Raw genomic sequence first — 19,497 nt, forward strand, 5'->3', positions numbered from 1 at the left:
TAAAAATCTCCGGCGGCTGCCTATTCTTGCGGCAGTAAACCGAATTTTGTTTTTTTCAAAACGGCCTCAGCCAGCGCATCAATAAAAGCCGGGTTGTCATTCGGCATTTCCGGGCGATAATACGATGCGCCGACTGCATCGCAAACTGCCTTGCACTCATAATCATTATCATATAAAACTTCCAGATGTTCCGCAACGAACCCGACCGGAGCATAAATGAAAGCCTTATAATGATGTTTTTCATACAGCGTTCTTGTAAGGTCCTGCACATCGGGGCCGAGCCACGGATCCGGCGTATTGCCTGCACTTTGCCAGCCGACTGCATACGCCTGGACGCCCGCTGCCTCCGCAATCAGATCAGCTGTTTCCCGGATTTGTTCCGGATACGGGTCGCCGTACTGCAAAATTTTTTCCGGGAGGCTGTGGGCGGATACAATCAGGCAGGAAGACGCACGTTCTTCTTCACTCATTGTAGCATACGTTTTCTGAAGTTGCTGTGCCCAAAAATCGACAAATTTCGGTTCATCATACCAGCTTTCGACCGATTGGATGGCGGGCCCACCCAGTTTTGCCGCTGCTTCTTTCGCCCTTTCGTTGTACGATTTCACGCTAAAAGCCGAGTAATGTGGCGCAAGCACGATCGATACCGCTTCTTCAATACCGTCATCATGCATTTGTTTGACGGCATCTTCAATAAAAGGTTCAATATGTTTTAAGCCGATATAAGCTTTAAATTCCGCTCCGTCCGTCCGTTCATTCAGCCTCGCTTCAAGCGCATATGTCTGGTTTTCTGTTATTTTGGCAAGCGGGGACAGACCTCCGATTGCTTTATACCGGCGTTTCAAATCTTCCAGCATCTCATCCTGGGGCCTTCTCCCGTGCCGGATATGGGTATAGTAACGCTCAATATCTTCTTCTTTATACGGCGTGCCGTACGCCATGACAAGCAGTCCGATTTTTTTCTTTTCCATTATGCTTCCTCCTGTTGTTTTCTTTCGCTGTATTCATGAATAAACGTTGTCAGCCTTTTTAATGTTTCCGGACGGACATCAGGGGTGACGCCGTGCCCGAGGTTAAAGATGTAACCCGGCTGCGCCATGCCTTCGTCCAGTATGGCGGCCGCCTTTTCTTGAATAACTTCCCACGGGGACAAGAGCACGGCGGGGTCAAGATTGCCCTGGATTGCTTTTGTCACGCCGAGCGCGCGCGCTTTTTGGATCGGCAGCCGCCAGTCGAGGCCAACCACATCAATTGGCAGGCTGTTCCATTCAAGCGCCAGATGCCCGGCCCCGACACCGAACAAGATGAACGGGGCATTTTCTGTTCGCAGCGCGGTAAATATCCGTTCCATCACAGGTTTCATATAATAGCGGTAATCCGCTGCATTTAAAGCACCCACCCATGAATCGAATATTTGAATGGCGCTGGCTCCGGCTTTGATTTGCGCTTTTACATACACGATGATCATATCCGCCAGTTTTTCCATCAGCGCAAACCACGCTTTTGGTTCTGTATACATAAACGCTTTTGTTTTTCTATAATCTTTTGAAGGCCCGCCTTCAATCATATAACTGGCCAGAGTAAAAGGCGCGCCGGAAAATCCGATCAACGGAACCGCCAATTGTTCCTCCGTTAACAGCCGGATCGTCTCCAGAACATAGGGAACATCTTCTTCCGGATGCAACTCCCCCAATTTTTCCACATCTTTTAACGAAGAAACCGGGTTATGTATGACAGGGCCTGCTCCTTTGAGGATTTCAACTTCCACACCGAGGGCGGGGAGCGGCGTCATGATATCTTTATAAAGAATGGCGGCATCCACATCGTAATGCTCTACCGGCAGCCTTGTCACATATGCGCACAGTTCCGGCTGATGCGTGATGTCGAACAGAGAATACTTTTCTTTCAGCTTCCGGTATTCAGGCTGGGATCTGCCGGCCTGCCGCATATACCAGACGGGGACGCGGCCTGTCTGTTCTCCCCTGGCCGCTTTTAAAAGGGAATCGTTTAGGATTTTTTTCTTCAAATGTTATCCTCCTCACGCCACACAGTCACCATTTATTTTATAATAATTCTTTTCAAATAAAAACTATTTTATCCTGAAAGGGTAATATCTTTTTTTACTATAATCGTTTTAAAAAGCATTGTGCAGCCAGCTCTTTCAACTGTCACAAATTTGCCGTATTTTGCTTTTCCTTAGGGTTGTACGCGAAATACAGGCTATGTCCGATTTTTACCCGGTTTTTTCATTATTATTCCATTTTGTGCCGCTTCCTTCCCCCATCGCCTCTCCGGCACAGACAGAAAAGATGAAAAGGCGTGAGCCGCTTCCTATTTCTATTCGCTTTCGGCCGCCGTCTTTATTTTGCAAAACTTTACAAATTGAACAGCGGAAAGATATAGGTTAAACTGGAAGTAGAGAGGGGTGATAGAAATGAATGTCTACGTCACAACGGGTACTTATGATTTTCTCTTAAAAATAAAGGAAAAGTATCCCGATGAAAAGATGGTGCTGTTGCAAAACCCGGAACATGCCCTGTTGTTGCACGAAACGGAGGGGAAAACCGTTTTTGCCTCGCCGCGCCGTTATCAGCTGGCTGCCTCCAGCGGAAATTTGGAAGACGGCATATTCTTCATTTTTACCCATCTTCCGATTCCGGATGAAGGAAAACCGGTTTATGAATTCCACTTCAAAAAAAACACCCCGGCCATAGAAAACAAGCCCGGTTTTGCAGCATATCGGCTCCTCCGCCCGGTAAAAGGGGATACGTATATCGCCATTACCGGCTGGAAAGACAAAGAAAGTTTCGAAAGATGGAAGCGTTCCATTGATTATTTGCTCATCCACAGCTTGGATCTGACGGAAATTGGCACAAACAAGAGCACATACGATGCCCCTGCTTTTACAAAAGAATATGTCATCCCACAAGATGAAGAAGAAGGATAAACAGATTCCGGCCGCCTGCTCAGGTAGCCGGGATCTGTTGCTGTGACCATTTGGATTTACGCAGATAATATTGCTATAAGCACTCTGATCGTGACAGTCACCCATTTCTTGCCCTCGCCATATGCTGCATCAAGAAGGGGGCAATGGAAATGGGCATCGATTTGACTGCCATTCACTTTGTGTATTTGATGTTTATTCTTTTCATTATCCTGATGATGGTACTGAAAAAGGATACGTCCTTTGTATGTATTGCCGGTATTTTTATCATTGCATGGATTGCAACGGGGTCGTTCACTGCGTCTGTCAGCGGTATTTTTACGAGTTTTGTATTTGCGATCAAAGAATTGCTGCCCATCATTCTTGTCATTTCCATTATCGTCTCAATGAGCAGAAGCATGCTTGATACCGGGATCAATGATGTGATGGTGGCCCCGTTCGCAAAGCTGATAAAAGGACCGAATCTCGCTTTTTGGGTCATCGGCTTTTTCATGCTGTTTATCTCCACTTTCTTTTGGCCTTCCCCTGCTGTCGCACTGATGGGGGCTGTGCTTTTGCCGGTTGCACTCCGGGTCGGGCTGCCGGCGATCGGTGTAGCTGTCGCAATGAACTTGTTCGGGCACGGGATCGCCCTCTCCGGCGACTATGTCATCCAAGGGGCGCCGAAACTGACAGCTGACGGTGCCGGCATTCCTGTATCGTCCGTAATAGAAGCGAGCGTGCCACTCGTCATCGTGATGGGCGTGGTAACGACCGTGACCGCTTTTCTGCTGCTTAAACGCGATATGAAAAAAGGCTTGCTTGCTACCGGGGAGAAACCGGCCGGCCGCACCGCACCGCCTGATGCAAAAGTCCCCACGCTCAAGCCGGTATACAAAAAACTTTTTGCTCTTTTCATTCCTGTTTTTTTCATCCTTGACATCGTTGCCATGGTTCTTTTTCATTTGCAGGGGGATGCGGCAACCGCACTCGTTGGCGGCACCTCGATCATGATCCTGCTGCTCATTACAATGGCCGGTTCCCATAAAAACGGCCTTGAAAAAGTAACAAAATATTTGATAGACGGTCTGCAGTTCGGTTTCCAGGTGTTCGGCCCCGTCATTCCAATTGCCGCGTTTTTCTATCTTGGCGGAGATGGTTTTCATACGATGATCCATGCCGATCTGCCGGACGCTTCCCAAGGAATTGTGAATGATCTCGGCAGCGCCCTGGCATCAGTTATGCCGGTCTCAAAAGAAATCGGCGCACTGACAACAGCCGGCGTTGGCATCATTACCGGCCTTGACGGATCAGGATTTTCCGGCATTTCACTTGCCGGGTCAATTGCAGCGCTGTTTGCCCATGCGATCGGGTCGGGAGCCGCCACCCTGACCGCACTCGGGCAAATTGCCGCAATCTTTGTCGGCGGGGGAACAATCATTCCCTGGGCATTAATTCCAGCTGCCGCCATTTGCAATGTCGACCCGTTTGAACTGGCAAGGCGAAATGTAATTCCTGTCATCACCGGTCTCATTGTGACAACGATAGTCGCAATGTTTCTGATTTGACCCATGTCCATGTCCAACGGGGCGGCTGAAGCTGCGATCTCCCATTCGCACAGGCCAACAGCGGCCCGTTTAGACACGGTGCGGTAAATGATGTAGTAAGGCGTCAACAGCGGCAGCCTGCATCCGAGGCGCCGCTTTCTTTTCGCTGTTACCGCGATAAAGCAGCAGACTTTTTCACAATTATGGTATAATAGTAAAAATAACAGGTTGGGGGAATCGCAGATGACAGTGTTGGAAAAAATACATAAAAAACTGGACGGTTTGTACCCGGAAATGGTGGAGACAAGAAGATATCTCCATATGCACCCGGAATTGTCCTTTAAAGAAGTGGAAACAGCCCGCTATATTGCTGATTTTTACAAAAACCTCGGCATCCGGCCGCGCGAACATGTCGGCGGAAACGGTGTCGTCGCCCGTGTAAAAGGCGCAAAGCCAGGGAAAACCATCGCGCTCCGAGCCGATTTTGATGCGCTGCCGATCCAGGAGGAAAATGATGTGCCCTATCAATCACAGGTGCCGGGTGTGATGCACGCATGCGGACACGACGGGCATACGGCGACACTGCTGATGCTCGCCAAAGCGATACATGAATTGAAAGATGAATTGGAAGGCGAGTATGTTTTCATCCATCAACATGCCGAAGAATACGCGCCAGGCGGGGCAAAAGCCATGATCGAAGACGGCTGCCTCGAAGGTGTGGATGCCATTTTCGGCACGCATTTATGGGCAACGGTTCCGGTTGGCCATATCCAATACCGGAGAGGGCCGTTTATGGCGGCTGCCGACCGGTTTGAAGTGACGATCCAGGGCCATGGCGGGCACGGCGCCCAGCCTCATCTTTCGAAAGACGCGGTCGTCGTCGGGGCGCAACTTGTCACGAATCTTCAGCAAGTCATCAGCCGCCGGATTAATCCGATCCGGTCCGCGGTTTTAACGGTCGGGTCCTTTTCATCCGGCGATGCTTTCAATATCATTGCCGATACGGCGAAAATCACGGGCACGGTCCGGACATTTGACGAAGATGTGCGGGACAGGGTGGAAAAAGAAATCGAAAGGATCATCCAAGGCACATGCCTGGCGGCGGACTGCACATATGATTATCACTATTTCCGCGGATATCCGCCGGTTGTGAACCATGAGGCTGAAACAGCATTTTTGGCCGACTGCGCAAAAGAAATCGAAGGTGTCACCAATGTGGAAGAAGTCGACCCGTCAATGATCGGGGAAGATTTTGCCTATTATTACAGCATGTAAAAGGCGTCTTTTTCTTTACAGGGGCGGACCCGGAAAAAGCCGACCCGGCCTATCCGCATCACCATCCGCGCTTTGACATCCATGAAAAAGCGATGCTTATTGCCGCCAAAACTTTGGGTGCAGCAGCCATCCGGTACCAGAACGTCTGAAAATGCTCAAGCATCAACGTTGCCGGCCTGGTTTTATTTTCCCCGGCAATCCGGGCGTTTTGAAAAACCGCTGCAGGCGTGGGGTTCCGTTTTTTAGCAAAAACCGGGGTGGCCAGTGGCTTAAAACGCCGCAGATGGGCGTGGTGCTAAAACCGGTACAGCCCGATGACAGTAAAGATTGGACATGAAAAACGGCACAGGCTCTCCAGCTTGTGCCGTTTTTCATGTTTACGGGCAGGCTGCCACCTGCGCAACTGAACCGCCGCTTACAAGGAGAGCCTGTGCCATTTTTTAAGTTTACGCCGGCGTTACTGGCGCCGAATTTTTCCGGGGACATACCAGGCGACAAGCAGCCAGGAAAATACAGCGCCTGCCACAAGGACGAAAAGACCGTTCATCCACAAGCCGTTCAATGCGGCCGCCGCTGCAAAAATGACCGTCTGCACATACAGGCAGACTGCAAGAAGCCGGATAAAAGACGTTTCTTTCAACTTGCGAGGCACCGGATAGAGACGCAACCAGATTTTTAAATCGTGGGAGCCGATCATCGGGATCATTTGGAAAGCTGTCAAATAAATAAACACGACGGCAAGAACGAGCGCGAGCACCCGTTCATGGCTGAAAAACAACAGCACGGCCCCGATTGCAGTCAGCCGGACAAAAAGCCCGAAATACTGGCTTGTCCTGAGGAACGTGCGGGCAAATAAGTATTGATACGTATGTTCCTGGCCGTATCGGATGCCAGCGAGGAGCGGATCGAGCCATTTGCGCCGTTTGACCTGCCCTTTTAGTTCCGGCACATCAGCAAACAGATTTGCAAACCGGTAAAAACCCATTAGCCGCCTTTCTTCGCGTTCAATGAGCGCATCCCATCTGAGTGTCCGTTTTTGGGCGAGCCGGTAAAAATACAGAAACAAGCCGAGCATAACGACAGCCAGAATGACCACAAGAAAGAGGTTTGCCTCATTGACAACGAGAAACACAAACGCGGCGCTTAATGCAAACCGGATGATCCAGTCGAAAACAGGGGCATACGGCTCCGGCAGTTTATACACGTTCCAGCTCAAAAGCAGGTTCCACATTTTTAACACGAGCAGCAGGATCAGCAGACCAAAAAAACGGCCGAATCCGTGCCCCGTAACAGCCGCATACATCGGCATCAAAGCGGCAAGCACAAACAGAAGCAGATAAGCCTGAATGCTGAAGGAAAACAGGATCGCTTTTTTAAAAAACGGGCGCATCCGCATTTCCATCGGGATAAGAAACACCCGGTCCGCTTCTTTTAACAGCGTGTACACCGGGCTCGCCGCCAGAAACCACCCGAGCAAAAGGCCCATTACAAGGGCAACGGGAAAATCTGGACTGAGATGCTTCACCCAGCGGCTGTAATAAAAAGCAGCGGCACCGAGCCCGAAAATCAGCACAAACAGCAAATGGTCATTAAAAATATACCGTGTATAGCGCCTTAGGTTTTGTAAGTAGGAAGCAAATCTTTCTTTCCAAAGGCGGTCAATTTCGTTCATCGTCATCTTCCTTTGTCAATTGGATATACAAATCATCCAATGTTGCGCCGGGCATCGAAAATTGCTGCTGCAGCTCTTCCAATGTTCCTTTCGCGCGGATCCGCCCGTTATGCAAAATGATGAATCCGTCGCAATACCGTTCTGCCGTTGCAAGAATATGGGTAGACATCAGGATGCCCGCCCCTTTTTTCTTCATCGTGCCCATCAAATCCAGCAGTGACTGGATGCCGAGCGGGTCGAGGCCGAGAAAAGGCTCGTCAATAATGTACAGGCTCGGCTCGACTAAAAAGGCGCACATAATCATCACCTTTTGCTTCATGCCTTTTGAAAAATTGGCCGGAAACCAGCCGAGCTTTTTATGCAGGCGGAATTCCTTTAATAAAGGCACGGTTCTGTCCGCATAAGTTTTTTCATCGATGCCATATGCCATTGCCGCCAGTTTCAAATGTTCTTCCAGCGTCAGTTCCTCATATAAAATCGGGGTTTCCGGTATGTACGAAAACTGCTTTCGATAAGCGTCCGGATCCGCGTTTAAGTTTTTGCCGTTGATCGTGATCCGCCCTTTTTTCGGTTCCATTAACCCGATAATATGCCGGATGGTCGTACTTTTTCCGGCGCCGTTTAAGCCGATCAGCCCGATCAGCTGCCCCGCTTCTACTGTAAATGAAACATCTTGAATCACAGGTTTTTTCGTATATCCACCTGTTAAGGACGCCACTTCCAATAATGTCATCTAAAGAACCCCTTTATGTCAAAAGTTCTGATCTGTACCCTTTATTGTACCATGAAAGCGTTCGTGACTGAATGCCAACTACGCGCCTGAAAAATTTTTGCAATGCGCATGTATAGATTCCAACCATTTGCCCATCCTATACTTGCAGGGGAAAAACAAGCAATCGGGGTGGTTGTCAAAGACCAGTAACGATGCTTTACATTAGCCATAACCGACTTCCAGGCACCCTTTACATGAGGTGCTGGCGGTGAATCTGTTTAAAGGCGATGCACTTTAAACGTTACCCAATAAGGGGATGATCGCGTTGGAAAAAGTTGAGGAAGCCCATTATCAACCATATCATTCGTAAATGAAGTGTTGATCAAAGGTGCTTTTCGGCTAGTTGAAAAACCCTGCAGAACGGGGCGGAAACGCAGATTTCCGCCCCGTTTCCTTTTCTTTCGCCTTTTCATCCGTTATAATGAAATCAAAAAAATGGAAAGGTTGATCAAAATGTGTATTTTTTGCAAGATTATAAACGGTGAAATCCCGAGTGCAAAAGTGTACGAAAATGAGCATGTATACGCTTTTCTTGACATCAGCCAGGTGACAAAAGGCCATACCCTGATTGTCCCGAAAATACATAAAGAGAATGTCTACGAACTGACGCCGGAGATTGCCCGCAATTTCTTTGAATCCGTCCCTGTCGTAGCCAATGCATTGAAAGCGGCATTCCAGCCTGTGGGGCTCAATGTGTTGAACAATAATGGCGAGATTGCCGGCCAGTCTGTATTCCATTATCATATGCACCTGATCCCGCGATATGGAAAAGGAGACGGCTTCGGGGCAGTCTGGAAAACACATGAAAAAGATTACAGCCAGGAGGACCTCCAGCAAATCGCCGCGGAGATTTCCAAAAAAATATAAGTTGCACCGGGCAGTGTCACTGAATAAGCCCATTTTTGCGTTTTTGCAGCCGGGTTCGCGCTTATTTTTTTCAGCGGCCATTTGGGCTGCCATTTTTTGTTGCGCCCAATTTGATCAAAACATGCGTCACTTTTTCCAACTGCATGCTATAATAAGGTTAATCTTTCGCCGCCGGCCATGAGGGTACGTCGGGAAAGCACCAGATGAGATGAGAATAGGAGAGTGGAGACAGATGAAGACAAAATCACTTGTCAGCTTGGCGTTGCTTGTTGGGATCGGCACGGTATTACACACGGTGATTCCGGGCTTCGTGTTCGGGATGAAACCGGATATGATGCTTACCATGATGTTTATCGGCATTATTTTGTTCAGGGAGAAAAAATACGTACTGTTGCTTGGTGTACTGACCGGCATCATTTCCGGCCTGACCACCAGCTTCCCGGGCGGTTTTTTCCCGAACATCATCGATAAATGTATCACTTCTTTTGCTTTTTACGGTTTGCTTCTCGCTTCCGGAAAACTGGCAAAAAAGCTGCCGGCACTGATTGTATTCACGGCCATCGGCACACTGATTTCAGGCATCATTTTCTTAGGATCCGCGTTCTTTATTGCCGGGTTGCCGGGGCCTTTTGCCATTTTGTTTGGCACCGTCGTTTTGCCGGCAACCGTGCTCAATGCAGTTGCGATGTTTATTCTTTTTCCGATCATCTCAACCGTTGCAAAGCGCACAAATGCCGCCCACAGCATGCAAGCGTGAAAATGGCCGCCGGGTTTCCGGCGGTTTTTTTTCGCTTGCACAGCTTAAAATAAATGAAACAGAGCGGCAAGAAGCAGGAAAACCATTCCGGCCGTTCCGAAAAATGCAATCCTTTTTCTGATGATTTTCCGCGGCGGATAAATTCTTCTTTTCTGGTACAGCAGCATGTGCCGAACCATCGCGGCAAACAGGACAACGCCGGCCATTAAAAAGCAGAATGCAACACGCCCCAACGAACTCCCCCTCTTTTCTGCCTGGACTATTACATCATATGCCCTGATGCGGATTAACATGTACCAGACGCGGGTAAAGAACAAACAGAAGGCACGCGCCGAACCCGCTCTTTTGTCCTTCATACCGCCTGTGAAAGACAACTCCACAGCGCGGGAGCCAGGTTTTGTCTTTCATCGGGCTGATGAAAGACAGTTGGATGTGTGGCGGCCGCTCTTTTGTCCTTCATACCGCCTGTGAAGGACCATCCGCGCCAGGCTTGGAATATCGCTTTGGACGAGCCCGGCAAAAAAGAAAGAGAACTTTGCAAAAGACTGGCAAATTCTATATCATGAGGATAAAAGACCATTCCAGGAGGTGCATTCCATGAACAAATCCAGTTTATTTTACGGATTACTGGTTGGAGCAACAGCAGGCGCTGTTTCCGTCCTTTTCACCACACCCGCTTCCGGAAAAAGAATACGGGAAGCCATCAAAAATAATTCCGGTGATTTCATTGAATCGGTCAAAAGGATCGCCGAAAATGTAAAAGACTTAAAAGCATCCGTCGAAGATTTTTCAACAGAAGGCAAAAAAGTCGCCACGAACGTAATGGAAGAAATCCAACACTGTATCGAAGAATGGCAAAAAAGCATTGAGCCAAACAAAGACGCCCTGCAAAATGAAATCAAGGAAATCCGGAAAACGATTGAAAACATGGAACAACAAATGGAGAAAAAATCTTCCTGACTTTTCGCTGTCCGGAAAGCAACAACCGCTTTCCGGGCTTTTTCTTTGCTATTATTTTCAAAAAAATTTAGTAAATTGTTTTTTATTACTTTTTATTTTACTGGCATAATGATAATATATAGGGTAAGGGGTGATGGGAAAAATATGACGGAACAAATGTTGACGACCAATGAGTATCTTCTATTTTGCAAAAGGGTCACGCAATTGTCGAAAGCGCTCTGGAAAACGATTGAAAAAGACTGGCAGCAATGGATTAAGCCTTTCGATCTGAACATCAATGAACATCATATTTTATGGATTGCCTATCATTTAAAGGGCGCATCGATTTCGGACGTGGCAAAATTCGGGGTGATGCACGTATCAACAGCTTTTAATTTTTCGAAAAAGCTTGAGGAGCGCGGCTTGCTCGAATTCTCGAAAAAGGAAAACGACAAGCGGAACACGTATATTCAATTAACTAATAAAGGAAGAGAGATTTTTTTAAAGTCATTGGAAGCGTTTAACCCAAAAAAAAGCACCGTCGTACAAGGCACGATGCCGCTTTACGATCTTTACGGCAAATTTCCGGATATGATGGAACTGGCTGCGATCGTACGCCAGATTTATGGTCAGGATTTTATGGACATTGTAGAAAATTCCATTTTCAATGGGGAGCTGGATGATGTCATTGAAACGGAACTGTTGGGAAAACCTTCGCTGAACCGCTTCTGACCCGTTTCGGGCAGCTACAAATTCCGTTTCAATGCCTTCATTAAGTCAGGATACAGCCCTTGTTGCAAACAGGCGGCAATCACTTCCGCCGGCTGCAGTTTTTCATGCAGGGATTCCTTAAACTTTTGAAAAAGCGGATAAAAATATACAAATTTGTCCGCCTTCTGTTCTTTCAGCTCATCGCTCAAACGATCGCACAGCGCATAAAATTGTTCAATATCCTGTTTTGAAAGCTGTTTTTCCATAATCAGCCTGAAAAACGGATATTGGCTGGTCCCGATCATTTTTAAAAGCAATGTTTGATAAAATTCCAGTCTTTCCAGCTTTTGTTCAATCGATTCCATTCAGTTCCCTCGTTTATATGTTTTTATGATTCTGCTGAGAACAGCGCGACCCCGGTCATGGGATGCTTCAGTTTTAGACAGGGGCGTGTTTTCCGGCAAGGCCCATTGTCCGGCCGGCCTTTAAAAACTTCCCCGCGGCATTCGCCACGAGCGGTTCAAGGCAGTGCCTGTTAAAAATGAATAATCGTTCATCCACCTTGCATGGAAAAGACCAGCGTGCATTACACATTTGCCATCCGAAAGACAGGCGGAACGTTACGAACCCAGATTCTAAACCGGCGCGCTCCGCCTTTATTTTACTGCAAATTTTCGGGAGGGGGGCCGGCCGGCATGTATGTGCTTGTTTTTTTTACAGTTACGCTTTCTTTATATTATACTTTATCAACGTATTGACAAGCCATCTATGTACAAAAAAAGAAATACCGGAAGAACACCGGCCGGGAGTTTTTCGGACGATCAACATCCTCATGACCATTTTACTGTTTTCCTCCTACCTTGGCACTCAATAACAACACAACAAGAAAGGCCGGCAGCTGCCGACCCCAAATTTTACCAAGCCCAGGATGCACCAATAATGATCAATAAAATGAACAACACAACCAGCAAGGCAAAGCCGCCTCCGTAAGCTGCTCCTCCGCTCATTCCATCCACCTCCTCTTGTTTCATCAGTATATTATTCATCCACCCCTGTATTGGTTAAGGCACCCGTCTATTTGCCGGCCTAAATTTCACAAATTCACAATGGAACCCCATGCAATATCATATGCAGCAAACATCCATCCTGCCTTCTACAAACGCCTGCCCCATATGAAAAGAAGATTGGCATGGTGTGAAAATTCCATAAGAAACCCGGCAATCCCTTTCTTTTCTCTTTCAATTTATGTTATAGTAGTGGTTGTAAATCTCTCTTGCAAGACAAAATGAATAGGAGTTGTTCTTGAATGAAGAAATGGGTACTATCCCTTGTTTTGGCAGGCAGCATGTTCGGACTTGCAGCATGCGGCAACAGCGGCAATAGCGCCGTCGTGAAGACGAACGCCGGAAATGTTACCAAAGACGAGTTATATAATGCAATGAAGGATAAATATGGTTCAACTGTGCTCCAGCAGCTTACCATTGAAAAAGTCCTTTCCAAAAAATACACTGTCAAAAAGAGCGAAATTGACAAACAAGTAAACGATACAAAAAAACAATTGGGCAGCTCATTTAATACAGCGCTGCAGCAATACGGTTATGCAAATGAAAAAGATTTCCGCAACAGTGTGAAAGTCGGACTGCTTGAACAAAAAGCGGCAGAGGCAACCATACATCCAACGGAAAAGCAGTTAAAAAATTATTATAACAATGACATAAAACCGAAAATCAAAGCGCGCCACATTCTTGTTTCCAGCAAGTCGAAAGCGGAAGATATCAAGAAACAACTGGATAAAGGCGCCGACTTTGCAACGCTGGCCAAAAAGTATTCAACCGATACCGCAACTGCTTCTAAAGGCGGAGACCTCGGCTGGTTCGGTGCAGGCGAAATGGACAGCGATTTTGAAAATGCTGCTTATAAACTGAAAGTCAATGAAATCAGCGGCCCTGTTAAGACTTCTTACGGCTACCATATTATTCAGCTGACCGGTGAAAAACAGAAAAAACCGTACAGCGAAATGAAAAAAGACGTCGTCAAACAATATAAAGAATCAAAAGTGACAACAGAAAAAATCCAGTCCGTTTTGAAGAAAGAATTAAAAGCGGCTGACATAAAAGTAAAAGATGAAGATTTGAAAACAACTTTTGACACCCTGCTTGGGACTTCATCAAGCAAATAATGCCGCAAAAAACCGCCCTTCCGGTTAGGGGCGGTTTTTTTACGGCCGTTATGCTTCATGGGCTTTTTCAGCTTCACCGCTGCGCAATTCTTTTTCTTTATGCATCCTTTCAATAAAAACTTCCCCTTCTTTTTCAATCCATTCCTGTTCCTGTTCGTGTTCTTCCCGGGCTGTTTTCACCGCCATAAACGCACATATGACAATGCCTGCCACAACAAAATAAATCCAGATTGGGAAATCCATGTTTTCCCCTCCTTTTCGGTTTGTCCCTGCTATAATGTATGGCAGAATCCATTAAAAAATGCCTTTCATTTTGAAAGGCATTTTAAAAGTTTTTCACCAGACGGGCGCTTTCCAAACGTTTGCGTTTCTATGAATCTCACTGATGAAACGTTGGTTTGTAAAAAGAACGGTTATCAAGTGCATAAATCCGGTCCGAGAACTCGCCCGGTTTGACATTGCGGAGCGCACGGTCAAGCATATTCATTTTCGCATCAATATTATCAATATAGTGGAGAATTTCCGCCTCTTTAATCATCGGGGGCTTGGCACTTCCCCATTCCGCTTTTCCGTGGTGGGAGATCACCATATGTTCCAGCACCATGACTTCTTCCCCGTGGATTCCGAGTTCCTCCGCTGCTTTTGCAATTTCTGTGACCATAATCGAGATATGGCCGAGCAAATTCCCTTCAGCCGTATAAGTTGTTGAGATCGGGCCGGACAGTTCTTGCACCTTTCCCAAATCATGCAAAATGACACCGGCATACAACAAATCCCGGTCGAGTGAAGGATAAAGGCCCGCGATTGCCTTGGCAAGGTCGAGCATGGAGACAACATGGTACGCCAGCCCCGATACGAATTCGTGATGGTTTTTCGTTGCAGCTGGATAGACAAGGAACCGCTTCTGGTATTTTTTCAGCAGATGCCGGGTCAGCCTCTGGATATTTGGATTTTTCATATCAAAAATGTACTGGGTGATTTTCCCCATCATTTCTTCCTGCGATAACGGGGCCGTTTCGATAAAATCGGAAATCCGGACACCGTCCCCCGGTTGTGCCGGATGGATCTGGCGGATTTTCAGCTGCAGCCGCCCACGGTAATTTAAAATGTCCCCAGTTACTTTTACAATCGTCTCCGGTTTATATGTTTGTTCGTCCTGTTCGGTCGCATCCCAGAGTTTTGCTTCGATATCCCCGGTCCGGTCCTGCAAAATCAATGTTAAAAAAGGTTTGCCGTTGCTCGCAATTCCTTTTGTTGCGTGTTTGATGAGCAAAAACGCGTCAAACTGTTCGCCCACCTCATAGTAGAGTAGCCCTTTTGCCATAATAATCCTCCGATCTAACCCCTGATTGATTTGTCTTAAAGTATACCATAATCCGGCCGGAATCCGCTTTTGATCTAAACCGGCTTTGCTTGTGCGTTTCACCGCCGTGTTGAAATTAGGAAAAAGACGACTACGGCCAGGACAAACTGGTTTACTGCTTGTGCATTTCACCACCGTGTCGAAATACAGACATTCGGCCCGCCCCTCTTATTTACGGCTGAATACGGCTGATGTTTCCAGAACCTGTCAGCTCTTGACCGTGTATAGCCCCCAAGGTTTTCACCTCATGGCCTTTAAAAAACCGGAGCATCGGCTGCTGGCATGTAAGAAGCAGCACCTGCCTCGATTCGCTCACCTGGTCGAGCAAGCGGGCCATTTTCTCTGTCCGGTAAATATCAAAATTAACAAAACCGTCATCAATGACAACCGGGGACGGGAATTCTCCGCCGAGCGCCTCCGCAAGGGAAAAACGCAAAGCAATATACAGCTGTTCCGCCGTTGCCTGGCTCAGCTCATTTGCAGCAAACAGCACATCATCACGCCGTTTAACGTAAAAACGGCCATCCTCCCCGCCCATATGGAGGGAGACATACGATCCGTTTGTTAAAGATTGCAAATACGCTTCGGCTTTATTCAGGACTTGCGGAAAGCGGGTTTCCCGGAGCCGCTTCATCATGCCGGAAAGCAAACGTTTCGCCGTGGCAAACCGTGCCCATTCGAAAGCTTCTTCCCGGAAATCTGAAAGCGCGCTGTAATATTCATGCAGTTTTTCGGTAAACGTCCCGCCTTTTTCCAGCCTGTCCAGTTCAAACCGGATTTCCGCCGCTTCTTTTCTCATACTGCGAAGCGCGTTCGCCTTTTCCGCAATTTTCTCTTCCAGCTTTTGCTTTTCCTGCTCAAATATGGATACATCTTCTATCCTTTCGAGCCGTTCTAGGTCTTCCCGGCTGATCCGTAAATCTATGATTTCGAGCTGACCGGTCAACTTTTCGTATTGCTGAAAAAGGCTACCGGCTTTCCGGAAATCTTCCTCATTCGCGGCACCGGCAAGGGCAAAAAGTTTTTTAATCTCCTTATCTGTTGCTTCCGCTTCCGATTCAAGCAGCTGCAATTGTTCTTCCAGCTCGGCACATTTCTTTTCCCATTCCTGCAGGCGGATTTTTCTTTCCTGTTGTTCCGCACACGCCTGCTGCAACAGCAAGATACCCTCCTGGCGTAATGGCCAGTTGACGTGGAGCCGGGACCACAGGTTTTCCATCCTTTCTGCAAATGCCGACTGAGAGGCGGAAAGCTGCGCCAGTTTCTTTTCGATACGCGACCGCTCGCGCAATTTCCCGCTTAAGTCCGTCAAAAGTTGGAACGCATCGGGCAGCTGTCCGGGCCGGAAGCCATCACCCAATTGCAAAGTTTGCCTGAAATGGCTGATTTCTGCCAGCAGCTGTCTTTCTTCCGCTTCCAGACGCTGCTTCCGGTTTTGCATTTGCCGGCCGTTCTGTTCGCCTTCCTCAAGCTTCAGAATGAGCTGTTTCCAGTTTTCGCGCAGCTGTTTCTGCCGTTCATATTCATGCCAATCCGTGTCCCCGTCTTTCCAATTCCGCAGCTCTTTTTCCTCTTCCTCCAGTTCCTGTTCGAGCGCTCGGATTTCTTCTTCAAACGGGTTCCGCTTTCCCTTCAAAGCATGGTAGCCTGACACGGTTGCACCAAGCACAAAAACGCCCAGAAACAGGTATTGCCCTGTGAGCAAACTCCACACGCCGGCCATCAGAAACAATAATGCAAGGCCGAAAAACAGGACGGGGGGCTTCCGGGCTTCATTTGCCATTTTTTTCATGCGGGAAAGCTGCTGTTTCCCGCGCCTGATATCGGCTTCAAGCAATGATTTTTTTTCCTTTTCCTGCCGCTTTGCCGATAAATCGCGAAAAGCCTCTTCGGATACGAGCTCTTTTTCCAAAAGTGCGCATTGCTGCTCAACAGCATTCATCCGAGCCCGCAAGTCCTCAAGCTGTGCCTGTAAAGCATCGTTACGGGAACGGTGATGGTCATACGCCTTGATGAGGGTGCTGAGCCTTTCTTTTGCCGCAATGCTTAAGTCAAGCTGCGGTACTTTTTCAACTTGCGATGTCGTAAGATGCAGCATTCCCGATAATTCGGCGATTTGGCTGTTCAGGATTTCGCGTTCAGACTGGAGGCGCTCTGCTTCCGCCTGCCACCCGCGGTATTGCGGCCAGTCATCGAGCAGCTTTTTAATCTCCCCTTCATGCCGGACGAAAAGCGGATCCGGCTGCTCTCCTTCCATTTTTTCTACCAGTACCTGTTTTTGTTTTTTAACAGCTGACAGGCGCCCGGTAGAAGCGCGCCATTCCGACATCAGCGCGTCAAGGCGCCGGATTCCGTCAGCGGGAAAGCGGACGGGACCGATTTCCGCCAGCTGCAGTTTGATATGCTTTCTTTCTGCATAAAGCGGCCAAAGGCTTGTGAGATGTTCATACTGCTGAACCGTTCCCCTTAAGGCTTCCAGCTCCGCCTCCGCTTCTTCCTGTGCTGCTTCAATCGTTGCCAGCCGGGCTTTCCATTCGCCATAACGGCCGTTTTCCGCTTTCAGGTGATTCAGTTCTTTTTCCATGGCCTGAAGTTTCCTGAGTTGCACGTTCAAGACCGGTTTCCGCCCGTTCGGTTTAAAACGCGCCTCCATTTCCTTTTCGAGTTCCCGTTCCGCCGAAAGCAGCGCATCCGTCCCGATTGTCCCTGCAGCAAATAAAAAGCGGCTAAAATCATCGCCTGTTAATTTGCGGATTTCCTGGAGGCTTTGCAGATTAAAAGAATAAATGGACTGGAACATTTGCCGGTTCAGCCCGTTTAAAACTTGTGCAAGTACCTCTTCGCCGCCTGTTCTGCCATCTGCAAAAGTGACGGACACTTCTCCGGCTGCTCTTCCTTTTATCCGTTCCACCGTTATTTTTCCGTCTTTTTCTGTTTCAAGGACAAGCCTCCCGCCGTACACCGGTGAAAATTTTGGCTCATAGTGCTGCCCGTTTTGCTGTCTTGAAGGAAACCCGAATAAAACGGCTTCGATAAAAGCCATGAAGGTTGATTTGCCGGCTTCGTTTTCCCCGTAAATGACCTGCAGATCCGAAAGATTTTCCATATGAAAATCAACAAGCCGGCCAAAACCGTAAATATGGACCTCCCGTATTTTCATCGTTTCCCCCTGCCTTTCAACTTCTCAAAAACAGCCGCTTCCGCTTCCAACAGAAGCCGCTGCTTTTCATCTCCGCCCAAGTCCAGGTAGCGGCCCGCAACCATATGGCTGTACAACGGGGAGACCGCTTCATCTACTGTGGTTTCTTCCAATTGTGCCAGCGTTTTCTTCATTTCCTGCAAAATAAAGCCGTCATCCCGTGCGGAGATAAAGGCATCTTCAGGCAGTGTGATGCGGTGTACCCAGACAAAATTGCGGTCTGCTTCTTCGCCTTCCTGTAGCACTTCCATCAGTTCGCCGTTTTTCACTTTTCCAAGCGCTTCATCATCGAGCAGATCCGGATCTTTTATATCCAATTGCAAAAATACGCCCTGTGCCTCTTTCCTTTCTTCTTCAAGGGCATTGCGGCAAACTGTGTACAGACGATTAAAATCATTTGCGCCTTTTACGGAAACGGTACGTTTTTCCCATAAAATGTCCGCCGTCTCATAGAATGCGGTATGCGTACCAAGCGGATCCATTTCGGTAACCATACAGCCTTTCGGACCCGTTTCTTTCCGGTTTCTCCCCTGAATATTCCCGGGATAAATGATATAGGGATGCGTATGTAAAATCTGCTGCTTGTGGATATGGCCAAGCGCCCAGTAATCCATCCCTTTTTCCAGCAAATCCTGCAAGGCAAAAGGCGCATAAGGCTGGTGCATTTTCGTCCCGCCTTCAAGGTAACCGTGCAACATGCCGATGTGAAAATCAGCATCTCCTGTTTTCCTGTATTCATCCGTTTTGTTCTCCAGCACGTGCCGCTTCGGGTAACTGAACCCGTACACATGGACTTTCGACCCGTTTTTAGCTGTAAAAGATTTGGCTTCAACACGCTCGGAAAATATCCGGACATTTGCGGGCATGTCCAATTTTGTCCATGACCCGCTTAGATGGTCGTGATTGCCATGCAGCACAAATACGGAAATGCCAGCCTCTTGGAGCCGCTCAAACTGCTTCTTCAGCCTCACCTGGGCTTTCAGGCTGCGGTCTTCCCCGTCGTATAAATCCCCGCATATCAGCAGGAAATCCGCTTCTTTTTCAATTGTAAGGTCACATAGATTTTTAAATGCCCGGAAAGTGCTCTCCTTTACCCGTTCAAACAGCGCCGGCGGAAGCTTGCGGAGCCCCGCAAACGGACTGTCAAGGTGCAGGTCGGCCGCATGGACAAAGCGAATCCTTTTCAACGACATCCCTCTTTCGTAAAAAAATAACCGGCATTTTTCCATTTTTTGTGAAATCCAGCCTGTTCGTAATCAAACGCATTTAATAGAATATATGTTCTATCTTCAT

The 19,497-nt window shown here is 47.9% G+C and carries 18 protein-coding genes and 1 pseudogene; 8 read left to right on the plus strand and 11 right to left on the minus strand.

What is annotated here, in order from left to right; genetic code table 11:
- Nucleotides 1-20: 20 nt before the first annotated feature.
- Both hemH and hemE read right to left on the minus strand, forming a co-directional pair.
- Complete coding sequence (gene hemH / locus BCOA_RS19225; RefSeq protein WP_014095784.1) at nucleotides 21-971, minus strand: ferrochelatase; 951 nt, start codon at nucleotides 969-971, stop codon at nucleotides 21-23.
- Nucleotides 971-2,026, minus strand: coding sequence for a uroporphyrinogen decarboxylase (gene hemE, locus BCOA_RS19230; protein ID WP_014095785.1), 1,056 nt, complete (start codon nucleotides 2,024-2,026; stop codon nucleotides 971-973). The genes hemH and hemE overlap by 1 nt, the downstream gene beginning before the upstream one ends.
- 408 nt (nucleotides 2,027-2,434) lie before the next feature.
- Here hemE and BCOA_RS19235 point away from each other — a divergent pair, with 408 nt between their 5' ends.
- The 3 genes and pseudogenes from BCOA_RS19235 (at nucleotide 2,435) to BCOA_RS19245 (ending at nucleotide 5,894) form a co-directional block, all read left to right on the plus strand.
- Nucleotides 2,435-2,947, plus strand: coding sequence for an antibiotic biosynthesis monooxygenase family protein (locus BCOA_RS19235; protein ID WP_014095786.1), 513 nt, complete (start codon nucleotides 2,435-2,437; stop codon nucleotides 2,945-2,947).
- 149 nt (nucleotides 2,948-3,096) lie between these two features.
- The gene (locus BCOA_RS19240; protein WP_026104489.1) at nucleotides 3,097-4,491 is read left to right on the plus strand and encodes a hypothetical protein; all 1,395 of its coding nucleotides are present in this window, start codon (nucleotides 3,097-3,099) and stop codon (nucleotides 4,489-4,491) included.
- Between the two features lie 222 nt (nucleotides 4,492-4,713).
- Nucleotides 4,714-5,894, plus strand: a pseudogene (locus BCOA_RS19245) (M20 metallopeptidase family protein).
- Nucleotides 5,895-6,202: 308 nt separating this feature from the next.
- Here the strand turns inward: BCOA_RS19245 and BCOA_RS19255 are convergent.
- Both BCOA_RS19255 and BCOA_RS19260 read right to left on the minus strand, forming a co-directional pair.
- Nucleotides 6,203-7,417 (minus strand): ABC transporter permease, encoded by a 1,215-nt coding sequence (locus BCOA_RS19255; protein WP_014095789.1) that lies wholly within the window; start codon nucleotides 7,415-7,417, stop codon nucleotides 6,203-6,205.
- Entirely contained in the window at nucleotides 7,404-8,150 is a 747-nt protein-coding gene (locus BCOA_RS19260; protein WP_014095790.1) for an ABC transporter ATP-binding protein, read from the minus strand. The genes BCOA_RS19255 and BCOA_RS19260 overlap by 14 nt, the downstream gene beginning before the upstream one ends.
- Before the next feature lie 492 nt (nucleotides 8,151-8,642).
- On the opposite strand from BCOA_RS19260, the gene BCOA_RS19265 reads away from it, so the two are divergent.
- Together BCOA_RS19265 and BCOA_RS19270 are read left to right on the plus strand one after the other, a co-directional pair.
- Nucleotides 8,643-9,056, plus strand: coding sequence for an HIT family protein (locus tag BCOA_RS19265; protein WP_014095791.1), 414 nt, complete (start codon nucleotides 8,643-8,645; stop codon nucleotides 9,054-9,056).
- A gap of 232 nt (nucleotides 9,057-9,288) precedes the next feature.
- On the plus strand, nucleotides 9,289-9,813 hold the full coding sequence (locus BCOA_RS19270; protein ID WP_014095792.1) for a tryptophan transporter: 525 nt from the start codon (nucleotides 9,289-9,291) through the stop codon (nucleotides 9,811-9,813).
- Between the two features lie 44 nt (nucleotides 9,814-9,857).
- On the opposite strand, the gene BCOA_RS19275 is transcribed toward BCOA_RS19270, so the two are convergent.
- The gene (locus tag BCOA_RS19275) at nucleotides 9,858-10,046 is read right to left on the minus strand and encodes a hypothetical protein (RefSeq protein WP_013858725.1); all 189 of its coding nucleotides are present in this window, start codon (nucleotides 10,044-10,046) and stop codon (nucleotides 9,858-9,860) included.
- A 364-nt stretch (nucleotides 10,047-10,410) separates the two neighbouring features.
- Between BCOA_RS19275 and BCOA_RS19280 the strand changes: the two genes are divergently transcribed.
- Nucleotides 10,411-10,773, plus strand: a complete 363-nt coding sequence (locus BCOA_RS19280; protein ID WP_014095793.1) for a YtxH domain-containing protein — start codon at nucleotides 10,411-10,413, stop codon at nucleotides 10,771-10,773.
- Between the two features lie 144 nt (nucleotides 10,774-10,917).
- A complete protein-coding gene (locus tag BCOA_RS19285; RefSeq protein ID WP_014095794.1) occupies nucleotides 10,918-11,484 on the plus strand; it encodes an HTH-type transcriptional regulator Hpr in 567 nt (188 codons plus the stop codon).
- A gap of 14 nt (nucleotides 11,485-11,498) precedes the next feature.
- Here BCOA_RS19285 and BCOA_RS19290 read toward each other — a convergent pair whose 3' ends face one another.
- Both BCOA_RS19290 and BCOA_RS19295 read right to left on the minus strand, forming a co-directional pair.
- Nucleotides 11,499-11,828 (minus strand): YhaI family protein, encoded by a 330-nt coding sequence (locus BCOA_RS19290; RefSeq protein ID WP_014095795.1) that lies wholly within the window; start codon nucleotides 11,826-11,828, stop codon nucleotides 11,499-11,501.
- Between the two features lie 549 nt (nucleotides 11,829-12,377).
- Complete coding sequence (locus BCOA_RS19295) at nucleotides 12,378-12,470, minus strand: YjcZ family sporulation protein (RefSeq protein WP_017550228.1); 93 nt, start codon at nucleotides 12,468-12,470, stop codon at nucleotides 12,378-12,380.
- 299 nt (nucleotides 12,471-12,769) lie between these two features.
- Between BCOA_RS19295 and BCOA_RS19300 the strand changes: the two genes are divergently transcribed.
- Complete coding sequence (locus BCOA_RS19300; RefSeq protein WP_014095796.1) at nucleotides 12,770-13,642, plus strand: peptidylprolyl isomerase; 873 nt, start codon at nucleotides 12,770-12,772, stop codon at nucleotides 13,640-13,642.
- A 48-nt stretch (nucleotides 13,643-13,690) separates the two neighbouring features.
- Here the strand turns inward: BCOA_RS19300 and BCOA_RS19305 are convergent, their stop codons facing one another.
- From BCOA_RS19305 to BCOA_RS19320, 4 genes are all read right to left on the minus strand, one after another.
- Complete coding sequence (locus BCOA_RS19305) at nucleotides 13,691-13,885, minus strand: sporulation YhaL family protein (RefSeq protein WP_013858718.1); 195 nt, start codon at nucleotides 13,883-13,885, stop codon at nucleotides 13,691-13,693.
- Between the two features lie 136 nt (nucleotides 13,886-14,021).
- The gene (gene yhaM, locus BCOA_RS19310) at nucleotides 14,022-14,966 is read right to left on the minus strand and encodes a 3'-5' exoribonuclease YhaM (protein WP_014095797.1); all 945 of its coding nucleotides are present in this window, start codon (nucleotides 14,964-14,966) and stop codon (nucleotides 14,022-14,024) included.
- Nucleotides 14,967-15,177: 211 nt separating this feature from the next.
- Nucleotides 15,178-18,165, minus strand: a complete 2,988-nt coding sequence (locus BCOA_RS19315; protein ID WP_014095798.1) for an ATP-binding protein — start codon at nucleotides 18,163-18,165, stop codon at nucleotides 15,178-15,180.
- Complete coding sequence (locus BCOA_RS19320; RefSeq protein ID WP_237340664.1) at nucleotides 18,162-19,397, minus strand: metallophosphoesterase family protein; 1,236 nt, start codon at nucleotides 19,395-19,397, stop codon at nucleotides 18,162-18,164. The genes BCOA_RS19315 and BCOA_RS19320 overlap by 4 nt, the downstream gene beginning before the upstream one ends.
- Nucleotides 19,398-19,497: the final 100 nt, after the last annotated feature.

It is taken from the genome of Heyndrickxia coagulans 36D1 (assembly GCF_000169195.2).
GTDB classification, from domain to species: Bacteria; Bacillota; Bacilli; order Bacillales; family Bacillaceae_C; genus Weizmannia; species Weizmannia faecalis.